General features: G+C 36.7%; 13 protein-coding genes and 1 riboswitch. Of the genes, 6 read left to right on the forward strand and 7 right to left on the reverse strand.

Features of this window, described 5'->3' with window-relative positions:
• Positions 1-44: 44 nt before the first annotated feature.
• Positions 45-1,181 (reverse strand): DUF445 domain-containing protein, encoded by a 1,137-nt coding sequence (locus AC1DMU_RS18130; protein ID WP_142291680.1) that lies wholly within the window; start codon positions 1,179-1,181, stop codon positions 45-47.
• Between the two features lie 134 nt (positions 1,182-1,315).
• Between AC1DMU_RS18130 and AC1DMU_RS18135 the strand changes: the two genes are divergently transcribed.
• Together AC1DMU_RS18135 and AC1DMU_RS18140 are read left to right on the forward strand one after the other, a co-directional pair.
• Positions 1,316-2,368 (forward strand): YheC/YheD family protein, encoded by a 1,053-nt coding sequence (locus tag AC1DMU_RS18135; protein WP_088062103.1) that lies wholly within the window; start codon positions 1,316-1,318, stop codon positions 2,366-2,368.
• Positions 2,369-2,388: 20 nt separating this feature from the next.
• Positions 2,389-3,849, forward strand: a complete 1,461-nt coding sequence (locus AC1DMU_RS18140) for a YheC/YheD family endospore coat-associated protein (RefSeq protein WP_088062101.1) — start codon at positions 2,389-2,391, stop codon at positions 3,847-3,849.
• 16 nt (positions 3,850-3,865) lie between these two features.
• On the opposite strand, the gene AC1DMU_RS18145 is transcribed toward AC1DMU_RS18140, so the two are convergent.
• On the reverse strand, positions 3,866-4,111 hold the full coding sequence (locus AC1DMU_RS18145; protein WP_088062099.1) for a hypothetical protein: 246 nt from the start codon (positions 4,109-4,111) through the stop codon (positions 3,866-3,868).
• 438 nt (positions 4,112-4,549) lie between these two features.
• Between AC1DMU_RS18145 and sasP the strand changes: the two genes are divergently transcribed.
• Positions 4,550-4,753, forward strand: coding sequence for a small acid-soluble spore protein, SasP family (gene sasP / locus AC1DMU_RS18150; RefSeq protein WP_000013339.1), 204 nt, complete (start codon positions 4,550-4,552; stop codon positions 4,751-4,753).
• Positions 4,754-4,804: 51 nt separating this feature from the next.
• Here the strand turns inward: sasP and AC1DMU_RS18155 are convergent, their stop codons facing one another.
• From AC1DMU_RS18155 to AC1DMU_RS18175, 5 genes are all read right to left on the reverse strand, one after another.
• Positions 4,805-5,539: an amino acid ABC transporter ATP-binding protein gene (locus tag AC1DMU_RS18155; protein ID WP_000623593.1), complete on the reverse strand. Its 735-nt coding sequence runs from the start codon at positions 5,537-5,539 to the stop codon at positions 4,805-4,807.
• Positions 5,540-5,567: 28 nt separating this feature from the next.
• Positions 5,568-6,266, reverse strand: a complete 699-nt coding sequence (locus tag AC1DMU_RS18160; RefSeq protein WP_033657688.1) for an amino acid ABC transporter permease — start codon at positions 6,264-6,266, stop codon at positions 5,568-5,570.
• Complete coding sequence (locus AC1DMU_RS18165; RefSeq protein ID WP_000732834.1) at positions 6,253-7,050, reverse strand: amino acid ABC transporter substrate-binding protein; 798 nt, start codon at positions 7,048-7,050, stop codon at positions 6,253-6,255. The genes AC1DMU_RS18160 and AC1DMU_RS18165 overlap by 14 nt, the downstream gene beginning before the upstream one ends.
• A 271-nt stretch (positions 7,051-7,321) precedes the next feature.
• Positions 7,322-9,322: an ABC transporter ATP-binding protein gene (locus AC1DMU_RS18170; RefSeq protein WP_088062097.1), complete on the reverse strand. Its 2,001-nt coding sequence runs from the start codon at positions 9,320-9,322 to the stop codon at positions 7,322-7,324.
• On the reverse strand, positions 9,319-11,085 hold the full coding sequence (locus AC1DMU_RS18175; RefSeq protein WP_088062095.1) for an ABC transporter ATP-binding protein: 1,767 nt from the start codon (positions 11,083-11,085) through the stop codon (positions 9,319-9,321). The genes AC1DMU_RS18170 and AC1DMU_RS18175 overlap by 4 nt, the downstream gene beginning before the upstream one ends.
• A 585-nt stretch (positions 11,086-11,670) precedes the next feature.
• Here AC1DMU_RS18175 and gapN point away from each other — a divergent pair.
• The 3 genes from gapN (at position 11,671) to AC1DMU_RS18190 (ending at position 16,307) form a co-directional block, all read left to right on the forward strand.
• Positions 11,671-13,110: an NADP-dependent glyceraldehyde-3-phosphate dehydrogenase gene (gene gapN, locus AC1DMU_RS18180; protein ID WP_088062093.1), complete on the forward strand. Its 1,440-nt coding sequence runs from the start codon at positions 11,671-11,673 to the stop codon at positions 13,108-13,110.
• Between the two features lie 178 nt (positions 13,111-13,288).
• Positions 13,289-13,476, forward strand: a riboswitch (Lysine riboswitch).
• A 146-nt stretch (positions 13,477-13,622) separates the two neighbouring features.
• Positions 13,623-15,047: an amino acid permease gene (locus AC1DMU_RS18185; RefSeq protein WP_088062091.1), complete on the forward strand. Its 1,425-nt coding sequence runs from the start codon at positions 13,623-13,625 to the stop codon at positions 15,045-15,047.
• Between the two features lie 60 nt (positions 15,048-15,107).
• Entirely contained in the window at positions 15,108-16,307 is a 1,200-nt protein-coding gene (locus AC1DMU_RS18190) for an ABC transporter permease (protein WP_088062089.1), read from the forward strand.
• Positions 16,308-16,498: the final 191 nt, after the last annotated feature.

Here is a 16,498-nt window from a genome sequence, read left to right on the forward strand (position 1 = left end):
AGATGTGAAGAAATTTCACTTTTATTTCTATGTACTTATCTTTACTACATAAGGAACAACAGTAATAGCCCTTGCACGAGTCCAATCATTCCGCCTAATAATGCACCTAAATACGTAATCATTTTCAGCTCATTTTTTGTAATGGACAGCACTAAATCTTCTAGTCTCTCTGTTGAAAATGTAGACACTTCTTGCTGGACAATTTCCGCAAGATGTAGATTGTTTAGTATACTCTCTACATTTTCTGTTCCCCACTTCAAGCCTTTCGTTACTGCGCTTGGAAGCACTTTTTCAATGATTGTTTCTCGAACTGGCGCACATAATTGCTGAACAGATTGATTTAAAAATTTACTCACTGTTTCTTCAACTTTAACCGCTGACAATATGGAGCTTACAATCATTTCTTTTTCTACAAACGTTTCTACTTCTTTTACATCTCTTCCTTTTAACTTTTCCCACTCTTTTTGCAGTACGTCAGTTAAAAGCTGCTTTGTTCCATCTTTCCCTAAAAACTTAATGACTTCTGGCTGCACACGATCCACTACACTTACATTCCCTAAAAACATTCCGACTAAGTTAAGTAGCGTTCCCCTAGAAGCAAAGAAATCATCAATCATTTTTGAAAGACGTGCTTTCCCTTCTTCACTCTCAAAGAAACTAATTCCTCGCTCTAAAATAAATGCCGAGACATTTGGGATTGTATTCTCTATTTTTTCATGAACAGAATGAGGTAAAACCTGTTCCCATGTATATGTATAATACTCTGCTAAAAATGCCTCTATTTTTTCTGTAATCACATGTTCGATTTTCCCGGTCGCCTCTTTTTCTACATGTACTACATTCCATTTTTCTAACATATGTCGTAACGACTGTTCATTCGTAATTACTTTATCCACTTCTACTTGTGTCCATTGAATTAAACCTTTTTGAAACTCTTCATTTGTTAATTTCTTTCCGATTCCTTCTGGCGTTAACAAATGTTCGACAACCATTTTCCCTAATTGAACAGCAAGTTCATCGCGGCGCTTCGGAATTAACCCTGGTGTAAATGGAACTTGAAATTTTCCAATATAAATAGGGCGATGAGGACGAAATAACATTTTTATCGCTAAATGATTTGTAAATCCTCCAATAATCGCTCCGAGCCCTGTCGTCGTTAACATACTTAACCATATATTCATTACAATCAACCTTTCGCTTCTCCAAAACTATAGCATATCATCATACGGACAAAAGTATAATGGTATAAAAACGTATTTGCAATATATAGCTATGCCTATTATGCCAACATTTTGTTAGTAAAGGAGTGATTTCGTTGGTTCTCGGTATTTTAACTTCTCACCCTCATTATGAGCAAATGTATTACACCGAAATCGCTAAACGCGCTCGGCTTTATCATAATGTCGTGGCCCAGTTTACGCCATTTGGTATTGATCCTAAAACGGACCTTGTCTCTGGTCTTATTTATGATACAGATACAGGAAAATGGAAAGAGCAAATATTCCCTATTCCTTCTTATATTTACGATCGTTCTTCTTTTAACGAGGAAACAGACTTCAACAAAGCAAAATCAATTATTCACTCATTACACAACCGTCCTACCACTACCTTTTTAAATAACACACTCATTGACTTAAGCGAACTTCATGATTTATTTCTCACGAATAAAAAATTATCTCCTTATATACCAAAATTTGAAATAGCAACGATACAAAACATTTTCAAACTGTTATTAAAAACAAAAGATATTATTATACGGCCTACTAACACACATTCCAATGAAAGTCTGTACCGGATCACTTATAAAAACAAAACGTTTCATATCGATACGATAAATGGTGACTATCATACTTCTACTCCAATCAAACGGACAGATGAATTTATATCTTGGTACAAATCTAACATACGATCAGCACGTTACATCACCCATACAATGCTGCAACCACCAAATCAATTAACATACCCGCTCCATATTCGAACCATTTTGCAAAAAAATAAAGAACAGAAGTGGACTGCTATCGGCCAATTTATACAAAAAAGCTCATTTCCGAATCAACTTTTACTTTCGGCAACGGATGATTCCTCGCTGCATTCATTTTCAAAAATTAAATACGTACTATCTAGTACCGGTGTACAATTATTACAAGACGCTTTACATGACATTATCAATGAAGTGTTTCAAACATTAGATGAATCTTATTCTTCGTTATTCGAGCTAGAGCTTTCCACTATTATGGATCAAAAAGGGGCAATTTGGCTTATGTATGTCAACACGATTCCCCCGTACGAACATTACATTCGTCATAGTGATGCACTAGCCGAAAAAATATATCACGGACCACTAAAGTTTAGTCGCTTCACACCATAATGAAAGGAGGTAACACCATTTTGAAAGAGCACATATATACATTAAACATTTCAAATGAGCATCCAAATAGTATTACTTTACCTTACATTTTTTCCATTACACCACCAATTGCATCTCTTTCCTTCGGCGTACGCCATGTTGCAAGTGAAGAGGTGAAAATTCATTATTCCTTTACTCGCGAAATCATTATCGGAAAACAAATTGCAGAGAAACTTTTACTTCCTCATTCCACTACTATCCATGCATTCACGCAAAATGAAACCATTATTTTCGGACCATTAATCGGGATTTTCACAACTGGTTTTAACGATGACTCTTCTAATCCTTTAGGAAACCGTTCAACTTCTCTCAGCGAGTTACTAACGCCACCATTCACCTTGCGACCATTTGTATTTGTTTTTGGTGTGCAACATATAAACTGGGCAGACGAAACAATTGAAGGTTATTTCTTTCAAGAGGAACAGTGGATTAAGAAAAAAGTCCCTTTACCGAATGTCATTTATGATCGATTACCAAATCGGAAAGCCGAAAATTATAAACCGATCGTAAGAGCAAAAAGAAAATTAGAGCATGACTATTCCATTCCGTGGTTTAACCCAGGTTTTTTCAATAAATGGGAAGTGCATCAACTTCTTATGAAAGATGAATCCATTACTCCCTTATTACCAAACACGGAAGCTTTTCAACATTTCGAACAAGTAGAACGCTTTCTTGGCACGTATAAATCTGTTTACATGAAACCGATACACGGTAGCTTCGGGAGAAACATTCATCAAATATTTTACTCTCAAACAGAGAATTGCTACTACTGTCGTTATCGCGAAAATGAAGAAAATAAACTAAGAAAGTACCAATCATTAGAAACGCTTCTGAACCATGTGTTAAAAGGACATGATTTAAAAAAGTTTATCGTACAACAAGGTATTTCCTTACTTCGCTTCGATGGGCAACCTGTTGATTTTCGCATTCATACAAATAAAAATCATTTCGGCCAATGGATGGTCAGTGCAATCGTTGCAAAAATTGCTGGCAAAGGTAGCTTAACAACGCATGTAAATAGCGGTGGCGATACAAAATTACTGCAAGAACTTTTTCCAGATTCAACGAAACAAGTTCAAATTGAAAATAAATTAAAACATACAGCCTTACAAATCAGTTACGCGCTCGATGAACAAGTAACCGGAAATATTGGAGAAATTGGTTTTGATATCGGTTTAGACACGCAAGAAAACCCGTGGCTCTTTGAAGCAAACTCTAAACCTGGGCGAACTGTATTCCAAGATGAAAAGTTAAAAGAACAAAGTGAACTGACGCGCCAATTATTTTACGAATATGCCATCTACTTAACTGAACATTCTTTACGCGATGCAAAAGAAAAAATGTCTCAAATAAAGTCCGGAACTCCAACAAACACCGAACATATCCCATCCCCTATGATTCACTCACAAATACAAAAACAAAAACTTCCACCTCATTCATAAGGTGGAAGTTTTCTATTTACACAAATTTCACTACAACCTCTGTTTCCACGTTACATACTCCGCAATAAAAAATATGATTGCAGTATTCATTTGAATTATTATGTGTTAATCCATCTACTGCACTCAATAATTCTTGGTCCATATACGCACTATAATCGTCAATGTAATCTACAGTTTTTCCATAATCTTGGAGTATACCTTGGCAATTTTGACAAGAATATGTTTGTGATTCTAATGCGTTGCAAAGCGGGCAAATTCCCATCACGATTCCTCCATACGTTATCATTTACAAGCAGATTGAAGAGAGCATCTAGCCGTGCATAGGAGCGTCCTGTCCCCCCTACTTAAAATAGAACTATAAAGTTGCTACCGATTTAATTTTAGTAAGTCATAAATAAGAAGTTAATGATTTGCCCCACAATAGCGGGATACAAAAAGAAAAACATATTTCATATCGCTCTTAGTTTAGCCTTCTTTCTAAAAAATACAACGATTACTCTTATTTCATAATTTACGAAATCACTAAGATTTTTTTACAAAATTTACAAATTATTATTTCGTATATCTTTCTAGGTAACATCCATACTATGAGTACAAACTTAATTACCGATGGATTAGCGCCAAACGGGGCGATAATCTGGTTCAACTCCAGCTAGTCCAACCAAAAAAATTTTTATAACTCTAAGGAGGATATATTCCTATGGCAAACCAAAATTCTTCAAATCAATTAGTAGTACCAGGAGCAACAGCTGCAATCGACCAAATGAAGTACGAAATCGCTCAAGAATTTGGTGTACAATTAGGAGCAGATTCTACGGCTCGTGCTAACGGTTCTGTTGGTGGAGAAATTACAAAACGTCTAGTTGCAATGGCTGAGCAAAGCCTTGGCGGATTCCAAAAATAAATATATATGGCAAAAAGGTCTCAAGGCATATGCCTTGAGACCTTCCTTCATTTACTGCAACATTTGTAAAAACTTCTTCGTGCGTTCTTCTTTTGGATTTGTAAATACATCTTCTGGTGTACCTTGTTCGACAACGACACCGCCATCCATGAAAATAACGCGGTTCGCAATTTGATGCGCAAAACGCATTTCGTGCGTTACAATGACCATCGTCATGCCTTCTTTAGCAAGTTCTTTCATTACTTTCAGAACTTCTTGAACGAGTTCAGGATCAAGTGCTGACGTCGGCTCATCAAATAGTAACACTTCCGGCTCCATCGCAAGCGCGCGAGCAATTCCAACGCGCTGTTGTTGTCCGCCTGATAATTGGAACGGATATAAGTCTACTTTATCCGCAAGACCAACTTTTTCAAGGAAATAGTTTGCTTTTTTCTTCGCTTCTTCTTTCCCCATCTTTTTCACTGTAACGAGCCCTTCCATTACATTTTGAAGTGCTGTTAAATGCGGAAATAGATTATGGTGCTGGAATACCATACCTGTTTGCGTACGAAGATTGACAATATCTTTCTTCGATACTTTTTGAGAGAAGTCGAGCTCTTTATTACCGATGCGAATATTACCAGCGTTCGGCGTTTCTAACACGTTGAGACAACGCAGGAATGTCGTTTTACCAGATCCAGATGGGCCGATAATAACAACAACTTCCCCCTTCTCAACTGATAAATCTATATGTTTTAGTACGGTATTATCTCCGAAACTTTTTTGTAAATGTTGAATTGAAATCATAAAAACAAAAACTCCTTTTATGAAAGGGTTATTTTAGAGTGTAACGTTCTGAACGTTTTTCTAATATTTGTTGCACAATAGATAATAAGAAGCAAATTGCCCAATAAATTAGACCTGCTTCGAAATAAACAATTAAAAACTCATAGTTCATTGCCGCAATTTCCTGCGCTTTTCGGAACATTTCTGTTACTAAAATTAACGATGCTAATGAAGTATCCTTCACTAAACTAATAAATGTATTCGAAAGCGGCGGAATAGATACTCGCGTTGCCTGCGGTAAAATAACACGTTTTAATGCTTGCGGGTATGTCATCCCAATTGTGTAAGCTGCTTCCCACTGTCCTTTCGGGATTGAAAGGATAGAAGCACGAATAATTTCAGATGCATACGCACCAACATTTAACGAAAATCCAATAACTGCTGCTGTATATGGCTCAACTTCAATATTAAGAGTTGGAAGACCATAGAAAATAATAAATAACTGTACAAGAAGTGGCGTTCCGCGAATGATAGATACATAGATACGAGCAATCCATTGTAAAATACGACTACCTGAAATACGTGCAAGCGCTGTTAACGTCGCAAGTATAATCCCGATAATAAATGTAATAAGCGTTAATGGAATTGTCGTAAACACAGCTTCCTTCAGCATAGGCATGAAGGAAGACTGCATAATATCTATCCAAGTAGACAATCGATCTGAAACCAACGCACTACTTAGATACATTTTCACCGAACCATTTTTTCGCTATTTTATCGTACGTACCATCTTTTTTCATATCTTCTAACGCTTTATTTACTTCTTGTACTAGCTTGTCACTACCTTTACGGAATAAGAATCCACTTTGTGACGCTTCTTTTTCTGTATCTACAATTTTAATTTTTGCATCTTTTTTCGTTTCTAAATAATTTAACACTGATAATTTATCATTAATTGTGAAATCAACACGGCCAGTGTTTAATAATTCTGCAGCTTGGCTAAAGCCTTCTACATTCGTGATTTCCGCACCATTTTTCTTAGCAATATCTGCATAGTTACTTGTTAAAGATTGTGCTGCTTTTAATCCTTTTACATCAGCAAATGTAGCAGGTTTATCTTTATCCTTCGCAATAACTAATACCGCTGAAGATGAAACATATGGGCTAGAGAAGTCATATTTCTTTTGACGATCTTCACGAATACCAACTTCATTCGCAACCATGTCGAAACGTTTTGCATCTAAACCAGCAAGTAAGCTATCCCATTGTGTTTCTTTAAATACAGGTTTTACTCCTAAACGTTTTGCAACTTCCTCTGCTAATTCAACGTCAAATCCAGTTAATTTATTACTTGAATCGTGGAATGTGAACGGTGGATATGTACCTTCTGTTCCAATTACAAGTTCACCACTTTGTTTTATCTTTTGTAACGCATCTTGATTAGCTGTATCTTTTTTCTCTTCTTTACCGCAGCCCGCTACAATCCCGATTGCTAATGTAGTTACTGCAAGTACTGAAAATAATTTTTTCATAATGGTAATCCTCCAAGTATTCTGATAGGAATTTAAAAACTATATTGATTGTATGCAATCTTGAACAATTTTTCAATGAAAATGTTCTTATTTAGTTTATCCTTTTTCTTCATAATCAAACAAAAGGGGAAAATAACGCTACATACAAAAAATAAGTAACATTTTTTAATATAGCATTTATAAAGAAAAAGGTAAAACAATACTTCTTATTTAACAGCCCTGATTCACTAAAAAAGAACTTGTGAAAATCACAAGTTCTCCTCCATACATATTAAGCGCTCTGGTTTCCTTCCATTTGCGTTTTGTACATATCGTAATAACGCCCACGCTTTTTCATTAGTTCATCATGAGAGCCTTTTTCTAAAATCGTTCCTCTATCAAGCACAATAATTTGATCTGCGCTTTTAATTGTTGAAAGACGGTGAGCGATAATAAATGTCGTTCTTCCTTTTTTCACAACTTCTAACGCTTGTTGGATCATCGCCTCTGTTTCTGTATCAATACTAGACGTTGCTTCATCTAAAATTAAAATGGCTGGATCAAAAGCGAGTGCTCTAGCAAACGAAATAAGCTGACGTTCTCCGGTTGAAAGTGTGCTTCCTTTCTCCGTAATTTCTTCATCTATATTGTTCGCAAACCGTTCAGCACCAACATCACGCAATGCTTTTACGATGCGATCTTCTGAAATTTTTTCATTCTCTAAGCTTACATTAGAAGCGACCGTCCCGCTAAATAAAAACGGATCTTGCAGTACGATTCCCATATGTTCACGCGTTGCTTGTTTCGGCATCTCTTTTACATCGTGACCATCAATCGTAAGCTTCCCTTTTTCAAACTCGTAAAACTGGAAGAGTACATTCATAATGGAACTTTTTCCTGATCCAGTATGACCGACAAGTGCCACTGTCTCTCCTTGTTTCGCTTCAAAAGAAATATTTTTTAGCACTTCATCTTTTCCATTATAAGAAAACGACACATTATCAAACTTTACATTTCCTTGTAAGCGAGGCATACGTTCCTCTTCTACTGCTTCCCCTTTTTCCTCTAACAATTCAAAAACACGTTCTGATGCAACACGCGATTGTTCTAAGTTAGCAAGCTGATTTACCATATTTGTAATTGGCGAGAACAATCGTGTTAAATAATCAACGAACGCATACAGTATCCCTAGAGAAATGACGCCTGAAGCACTTAATGAAGCACCACCGAAGTACCAAATCACACCTGTGAAAGCGATATTTCTTAATACAGACACTAAATTATGAGAAGTTGCTGCATTTAAATTCAAAATTTTATTTTGATATTTAAAATAATCGCCATTTAATTCTTCAAACTCTTTCTTCGTTTCACGCTCTTGACGAAACGCTTGAATAATCGGCATCCCTTGAATAGATTCATTCACTGTTCCGTTAATATCAGATAAACGTGAGCGCATTTTATGATTGTATACAGACGCATACTTTCTATAAAGAATTGCCCAAACAATTAAAATCGGGATAATAAGTAAACATAACGTCGCCAATTTTACATCGAGTAAAAATAGCGCAGCGAATATCCCAATAATATAAATGATACTAGAAACGAATGTCGCCAGTACCGTTACGTATAAATCACGAATGGCTTCCGTATCATTCGTTACACGCGATACAATTTTCCCTGCTGGTAAATGATCGAAATAACGAATCGGCAACGTTTGAATATGAGAAAAGACATCTTCCCTCATAATTTGAATAATTTTGTTCGCTGCCTTCTGTAGGAAAAATTGCTTTCCGTATGCAAATAATGAGACAACTACTAATAAAGCGAAATAACCACCACCAAGTAATAATAGGGGGTTTATTTCTGGTTTATAAAACGCAAACACTTCTTCTTTCGTTAATGATTTCGCTTTATACACTTGCACTGCCTTACCATTTTGGACGGTAATCATATCATCTTTTACAGTACGTGACCCTTCCAGATTTACTTTATTCGGTACAAAATAATATTGAAAACCAACTTGCATCACACGTACTTCTTTTCCTTTTTTCTCCCCTTCTCCAAAGCGATCACTTCGCTTATAGAAGGTGCCATTATACGAAACAGCCTCTTCACTCTTTTCTGTTTCATACCACGGTTTCTCTATTCCAACGATATGATCGTCAATCATCGTTTTCGCGACGAAAGGACCAGCAAGCTCTGCGATGACGAAAATAAACAACATTAGCATCGCTGCAAAAATCGTCCCTTTCACTTTCATCGCATATTGAAACAATCGTTTTGAAACACTCATATTTTCACCCCACTATCCGCACTTTCACTTTCACTTTCACCTTGTTGTCTTTCAAACTGCTCCGCATACCAGCCTCCGCTTTGAATAAGCTGTTCATGCGTACCCTCTTCCATTACTTCACCTTCATCCATAACGAGAATCCAATCCGCATGTTGTACGGCAGATAAACGATGCGTCGTAATAATTGTCGTCTTTCCGCTTCTTTCTGTTCTTATATTTTCAATGATTGCTGCTTCCGTACGAGCATCAACAGCTGATAAAGAATCGTCCAAAATTAATATTTCCGGATTTTGAATAACAGCTCGCGCAATCGAGATCCTTTGTTTTTGCCCTCCCGATAAAGAAACACCTTTCTCTCCAACGAGCGTTTCTAACCCTTCTGGTAAAAACTCTAAATCCTTTGTAAACGCCGCAATTTCAATCGCTTTCTCGAGTTCTTCTTCAGTCGCTTCTCGGTTTCCGAATAAAATATTTTCCCTCGCTGTTTTTGAGAACAAAATATGTTCCTGAGGTACATACCCAATCCATCCGAGTACATTTTCATTCGTTATGTTATCTAACGTCACATCAGAGACTGCAATATCCCCATCTCCAAGTGGGTATTGACGAAGAAGCTGGCGTACGAGCGTCGTTTTTCCGCTTCCTGTTTTTCCAACAACCCCAAGCGTTTCCCCTTGTTTTAATGTAAATGAAACCTTTTTTAAATTTGTTTCAGTTGATGAAGGATATGAAAAGGTAACGTCATCGAACTGAATATAATCCGGCTCTTGTACAAGCTTTGGATTTTTCGGATCCTTGACATCTGGTTCATACGCTAACGTTTCATTCACACGGTCTAGCGAAGCATTTCCTCTTTGCATAACATTAATTAATTCGCCAATTGCAAACATCGGCCAAATCATCATCCCTAAATACACGTTAAATGAAACAAGTTCACCAAGTGTCACCTTTGATTGAAATACAAGATATGCGCCGTACACTAAACCGATTAAATAACTAAGGCCAACAAGCATTTTCACCGTCGGCTGGAATAATGCATCAATTCTTGCTACTTTCATATTTTTTTCGTAGACGTCATCTCCTAAATGATGAAACCTTCCCACATCTGCATTTTCCTGTACGTATGCACGAATAACGCGCACACCAGCGATCGATTCAAGTACTTTATCATTCATATCTCCGAACGCATCTTGCGCAACTGTAAATCTCTCATGCAATTTCTTTCCATATATGTTCATCGCATACGCCATAATCGGAAGCGGTATAAGTGCCGCAAATGTAAGCTCCCAACTAATTGTAAATCCCATCATAAAGACAATCGTAAGCATATATAAACTCGAATCCACGAGCGTTAATATACCGAAACCAGCTGTCATAGCAATTGCTTTTAAATCATTTGTCGCTCTCGCCATTAAATCACCAGTACGATTTTTATGATAAAACGTCGGTGTCATCTTAAGTAAATGCCCCATAAATTTAGAGCGCATCGTCTTCTCCAGTACGAATGCTCCCCCAAACAATTGATGTTGCCAAACGAAAGTAAGACCATATCCAATTACCGTAACCCCTATTAAAATAAGAATAAATTGCATAATCGCTGCATTCGTTAACGTTCCTGTTTTTATATTATCAATCGTAACCCCTAACACTTTCGGGGGAATGACTTCAACTATATTTACAATTAAAAGAGCTCCAATGGCGATACTATATCTCTTCCAATGCTCTTTAAAAAACCATTTTAACTTTAGTAATACTGATAACAATGTAACCTCTCCCTTCTCGTTCTCGTTTCACTCCCATTTCTTTACCCACTATCCAGATCCATCACATTTACATTTCGTAATCCATACAATCTCATCACATTTTTCCACCTTCCAAAATTTTATATAGTAATGTGGAAAACAAAAAAAAGCATACCGCCGCTTGACGATATGCACAAAAATGCATAAAAGCGTACGTTACGATATACGCAACGTACGCTTTTTATAAGACAAAGATGCCTTATATATCCGCACGGGTTGCGTAATGATATGAATGTTTTCTGCCATTTAACAGAGCTAAGCCCATCACATTTACGATTACAATCATTACGCACACCCCCTTCATTTATTTTCCATTTATAATCTTACAACTTTATTGAGTATTCTGTCAATTGTTTTTTTACACAATGAATAAAAATATACGCTACATCATTTTGAAATAAGGGAATCTTCTGTAAGAAAGGGCATACAAAATAAAAAAAGAATAAGAAATCGTTTTCACAAACATTTCATTTGAAAAATGTTATCAAACACCCTACAATCACCTTATACTCACTCTTACAAGTTGCTATTTTAGGAGGACTAATCATGACAACTAGCAATACGTACAAATTTTATTTAGACGGAGAATGGAGAGAAAGCTCTTCAGGAGAAACAATCGAAATTCCATCTCCATACTTACACGAAGTAATTGGACAAGTACAAGCAATTACTCGCGGAGAAGTAGATGAAGCAATTACATCTGCAAAAGAAGCTCAAAAATCATGGGCGGAAGCTTCTCTACAAGATCGCGCAAAATATTTATATAAATGGGCTGATGAGCTCGTAAATATGCAAGATGAAATTGCCGATATCATTATGAAAGAAGTCGGTAAAGGATATAAAGATGCGAAGAAAGAAGTTGTTCGTACAGCTGATTTCATTCGTTACACAATTGAAGAAGCTCTTCATATGCACGGAGAAAGCATGCTGGGCGATAGCTTCCCTGGCGGAACGAAATCTAAACTTGCGATCATCCAACGCGCACCACTTGGTGTTGTATTAGCAATCGCACCATTTAACTACCCAGTAAACTTATCTGCTGCAAAACTTGCACCAGCATTAATTATGGGTAACGCTGTTATTTTCAAACCAGCAACTCAAGGTGCAATTAGTGGTATTAAAATGGTTGAAGCACTACATAAAGCTGGCCTTCCAAAAGGTCTTGTAAACGTAGCTACAGGACGTGGTTCTGTAATTGGTGACTACTTAGTAGAACACGAAGGCATCAATATGGTATCGTTCACAGGTGGTACAAATACAGGTAAACATTTAGCGAAAAAAGCTGCAATGATTCCACTTGTATTAGAACTTGGTGGTAAAGACCCTGGTATCGTTCGTGAAGATGCTGACTTACAAGATGCTGCAAACCATATCGTAAGCGGTGCATTCTCTTACTCTGGTCAACGTTGTACAGCTATTAAACGTGTACTTGTACACGAAAACGTAGCAGATGAGCTTGTTAGCTTATTAAAAGCGCAAGTAGCTGAACTATCAGTTGGATCTCCAGAACAAGATAGCACAATCGTTCCATTAATCGACGACAAGTCTGCTGACTTCGTTCAAGGTTTAGTTGACGACGCTGTAGAAAAAGGTGCAACAATTATTATCGGTAACAAACGTGAGCGTAACTTAATTTACCCAACATTAATCGACCACGTAACAGAAGAAATGAAAGTTGCTTGGGAAGAGCCATTCGGCCCAATCCTTCCAATCATCCGTGTTTCTTCAGATGAGCAAGCAATTGAAATTGCTAACAAATCAGAGTTCGGCTTACAAGCAAGTGTCTTCACAAAAGACATTAACAAAGCATTTGCAATTGCTAACAAAATCGAAACTGGTTCTGTTCAAATTAACGGACGTACAGAGCGCGGCCCTGACCACTTCCCATTCATCGGTGTAAAAGGTTCAGGTATGGGCGCACAAGGTATTCGTAAGAGCCTTGAGTCTATGACACGTGAAAAAGTAACTGTATTAAACTTCGTTTAATCTTATATGTAGAAGCTGATCTAGTTTTAGATCAGCTTCTTTTTATATCAAATAATTATTCATTCCTAATCACAAACTCTTCTCTATAATCTGATTATTACTATATCCATTGACGTATAAAAATTCATTTGTTACTCTTAAAGACGTTAATTTAATATTTAAATCCTCATTCGTATCTCGGTGAGGTAGAGGTTGCAGTCATTAAAAGTATCATTTCAGGAGATGTAGTGGCATTGATGAAGGAATGAGAAAGGAATGATTGCCGAAGTAAGCCCGTGTCCACCATGCACGCTTGCTGGGTCTGCATTTAATAAGTGCAGAACTGTCACAAACGAAACGTTTCGTTTGTGGAGAGCTATCGAGAGGTATGTCGTGGGTTTCTTATAAGATAGAAAGCATGTAGCGGCAAATTACGTGCTTTTTTTGTTTTGTTTGGGACTTCTCTTCTCTACTAAGAAGACATACATATCTCCTCGCTTGACTTGGTTATACTAACTTTGGAGGTATTTTCTATGCAACAAAAAAAATGGGGCTTTTGGGTACTAACAGCTTTCGTTGTCGGTAACATGGTTGGCGCTGGTATTTTCATGGTGCCAAGTACGTTGGCACAAACAGCAAGCCCTCTCGGTGTCACTTTAGCTTGGTTAACAACAGGGTTTGGTGTTTTAATGCTAGCTCTTGTTTTCGGTAATTTAGCAATTCGTCGTCCTGATTTAACGACAGGACCACAAAGTCATGCATATGCTTTATTCTCAACACCAAAAAAGAAAAAAATGGCTGGTTTCAGTATGGTATGGGGATATTGGGTTGCAAACTGGGCAAGTAACGTTGCCATCATTACATCTTTCGCGGGATATTTATCACTCTTCTTCCCAATTATGAAAGATACACGACTACTATTTTCAATCGGTTCTTTTAACATAGAAGTCGGAAAACTAATTACATTTACGATTTGTTCCATCTTACTTTGGGGAACTCATATTATATTAACAAACGGTGTAAGCGGAGCTGGAAAACTAAACTTCTTAGCAACAACAACGAAAGTAACAGGATTCCTTTTATTCATCGTCGTTACGTTATTTGCATTCGAGGCTTCTAAGTTTGGACAATGGTACACACCGATGATCGATAAATCAGGTGTATCACACGGCCTTCTTTCACAAGTAAATTTAGCCGCTCTTACAACACTTTGGGCATTTATCGGAATTGAATCAGCAGTACTTTTATCAAACCGTGCTACCTCTCCTAAAACAGTAAAACGCGCAACAGTTGCGGGATTACTTATTACAGTTGCGATTTACTTAGGAATTACAATTTTAACAATGGGTGTCCTTCACGTTGATAAATTACAAGCTTCTGAACGTCCATTAGCAGACGCATTAAACGCTGCAATGGGGCATGGCGGCGGGAAACTGATGGCATTACTTGCTCTTACTTCCCTATTCGGTTCTATCTTGGGCTGGATTTTATTAAGCTCAGAAGTACCATATCAAGCTGCAAAAGAAGGTTTCTTCCCTTCCTTCTTTACGAAAACAAATAAAAAAGGAAGTCCAATTTACTCATTACGATTAACAAACATTATGTCGCAAGTGTTCTTATTCTCAACACTATCCGGAACAATTGCGGAAGCTTATACATTCGTTATTACCGTATCAACACTAGCCTACCTCATTCCATATCTCGTTTCACCAATCTTCCAGTTAAAACTAGTCGCAACTGGTGAAACATATAAAAATGAAATGCGGGCAAGAATTACAGATGGCATAGTAGCAGTAATCGCACTTTGCTACGCACTATGGGTTATTAAAACCGGCGCATCCGATATAAAAACGTTCCTTCTCGGAATTGGTTTATTCGTAATCGGATTTGCTTTCTATCCATTAATGAATCGTGATGAGAAAAAAAATAACGAAAAGAAAAACGGGCAAGTTGCATAACGCAATTTGCTCGTTTTTTCTTTTGTAAAACATATATAATAGAACAAAGAGGTGAAAAACATGTCAATCGAATCACTATGGAGCAGTCGCTTCCAACAACATATTCAAAATATCATTACATACTTTGCACGTATGATTAACGGTTTACTATATAGCTTTATCTTTATTTCATGCGTTGGCGCATATTACTATGCTCAGTTTCTAAAAGCATCTCCTTCTAAAGGAATATCTTTACTACTTATCACGATTGTACTTACATTCATTATAACGAGATGCCCGATCCGTACATTTATTCAAAAACCTGATGCTGTCTATTTGCTTGCATTAGAAGAGAAACTAACGTCTTATTTTAAAAAATCTCTTCTATATAATTACATCATTCAGCTTTTCCCATTATTATTTACGTTCCTTATTCTCGTTCCACTTGCACTGCAATCATTACAATTAACTGTACCTTTCTTATGTACAATCTTTATCGTTTTAATGATTACGAAAGCTTGGAATATATATACACATTGGATGTGGCGTGATAGTCATGAAAAAAACATATGGTTCATTATTCGTATTACTTGTAACGCCCTAATCATTTACATGCTATTTTACTCGGCACATGTTCTCATATTAGGCGGATTGCTCTTACTACTTGCTTTCCTACTTCTATACACGAAAAAACAGCCTACAAAACGAATACCGTGGGATTACATAATCGAGCAAGAAGAAAAAATGAACGTTCGTTTTTATCAATTTGCTAGCATTTTCACCGATGTTCCACAACTAAATAAGCAAGTAAATAAAAGAAAATGGCTTACAAATTGGATTGAACCTTTATTACATAAAAAACAAGCAACTTTCTTCTATTTACATACACTGGCATTTTTACGTGGGAATGATTATTTCGGTATATATATTCGTTTAGGGTTGATCGGTGCCTTCGCCTTATATTTTATACCAAACATATACGTAAAAGGCGCTATCGCTTACATCGTCCTATATATGATTTCTATGCAGCTCCGTTCCCTGTGGAAATATTTTTCGGGAAATATTATTGTAGCATTATATCCAATTGATACTGAGAAACGAATGAATCAATTTCTTCACTTAATCTTTATATTGCTAAGCATTCAACTCATTGTATTTTCAATTGTTATACTCATTGCTACAAGTCAATTTTTACATAGCCTTATCATTATGATTGTCGGGTTACTCTGGATCAAATGTATTATTGTACCAAAAACGAAGCAACGCGTTTCCTCGTTTTAACGAAAGGGATTATCATAAAAGCCAAGGAGAAAATAAATTCTCTCCTTGGCTTTTTTATTTTTCCTCCTCAAACAAGAATCATCGGCACAATCGATATTTTATAATTTTACATATAAAAACGATAATACATGTTTACGTCCTAATAAAAAGGGTATGTATTAAATTAACAGGGCAAAGGAGGTGCCTATATT

Source organism: Bacillus sp. 01N45, from assembly GCF_056399205.1.

Bases quoted from the DNA above. Each gene is read 5' to 3' on its own strand.
- AC1DMU_RS18130 (WP_142291680.1), bottom strand. From the start codon at position 1,181: ATGAATATATGGTTAAGTATGTTAACGACGACAGGGCTCGGAGCGATT.
- AC1DMU_RS18145 (WP_088062099.1), bottom strand. From the start codon at position 4,111: ATGGGAATTTGCCCGCTTTGCAACGCATTAGAATCACAAACATATTCT.
- sasP (WP_000013339.1), top strand. From the start codon at position 4,550: ATGGCAAACCAAAATTCTTCAAATCAATTAGTAGTACCAGGAGCAACA.
- AC1DMU_RS18155 (WP_000623593.1), bottom strand. From the start codon at position 5,539: ATGATTTCAATTCAACATTTACAAAAAAGTTTCGGAGATAATACCGTA.
- AC1DMU_RS18160 (WP_033657688.1), bottom strand. From the start codon at position 6,266: ATGTATCTAAGTAGTGCGTTGGTTTCAGATCGATTGTCTACTTGGATA.
- AC1DMU_RS18165 (WP_000732834.1), bottom strand. From the start codon at position 7,050: ATGAAAAAATTATTTTCAGTACTTGCAGTAACTACATTAGCAATCGGG.
- AC1DMU_RS18170 (WP_088062097.1), bottom strand. From the start codon at position 9,322: ATGAGTGTTTCAAAACGATTGTTTCAATATGCGATGAAAGTGAAAGGG.
- gapN (WP_088062093.1), top strand. From the start codon at position 11,671: ATGACAACTAGCAATACGTACAAATTTTATTTAGACGGAGAATGGAGA.
- AC1DMU_RS18185 (WP_088062091.1), top strand. From the start codon at position 13,623: ATGCAACAAAAAAAATGGGGCTTTTGGGTACTAACAGCTTTCGTTGTC.
- AC1DMU_RS18190 (WP_088062089.1), top strand. From the start codon at position 15,108: ATGTCAATCGAATCACTATGGAGCAGTCGCTTCCAACAACATATTCAA.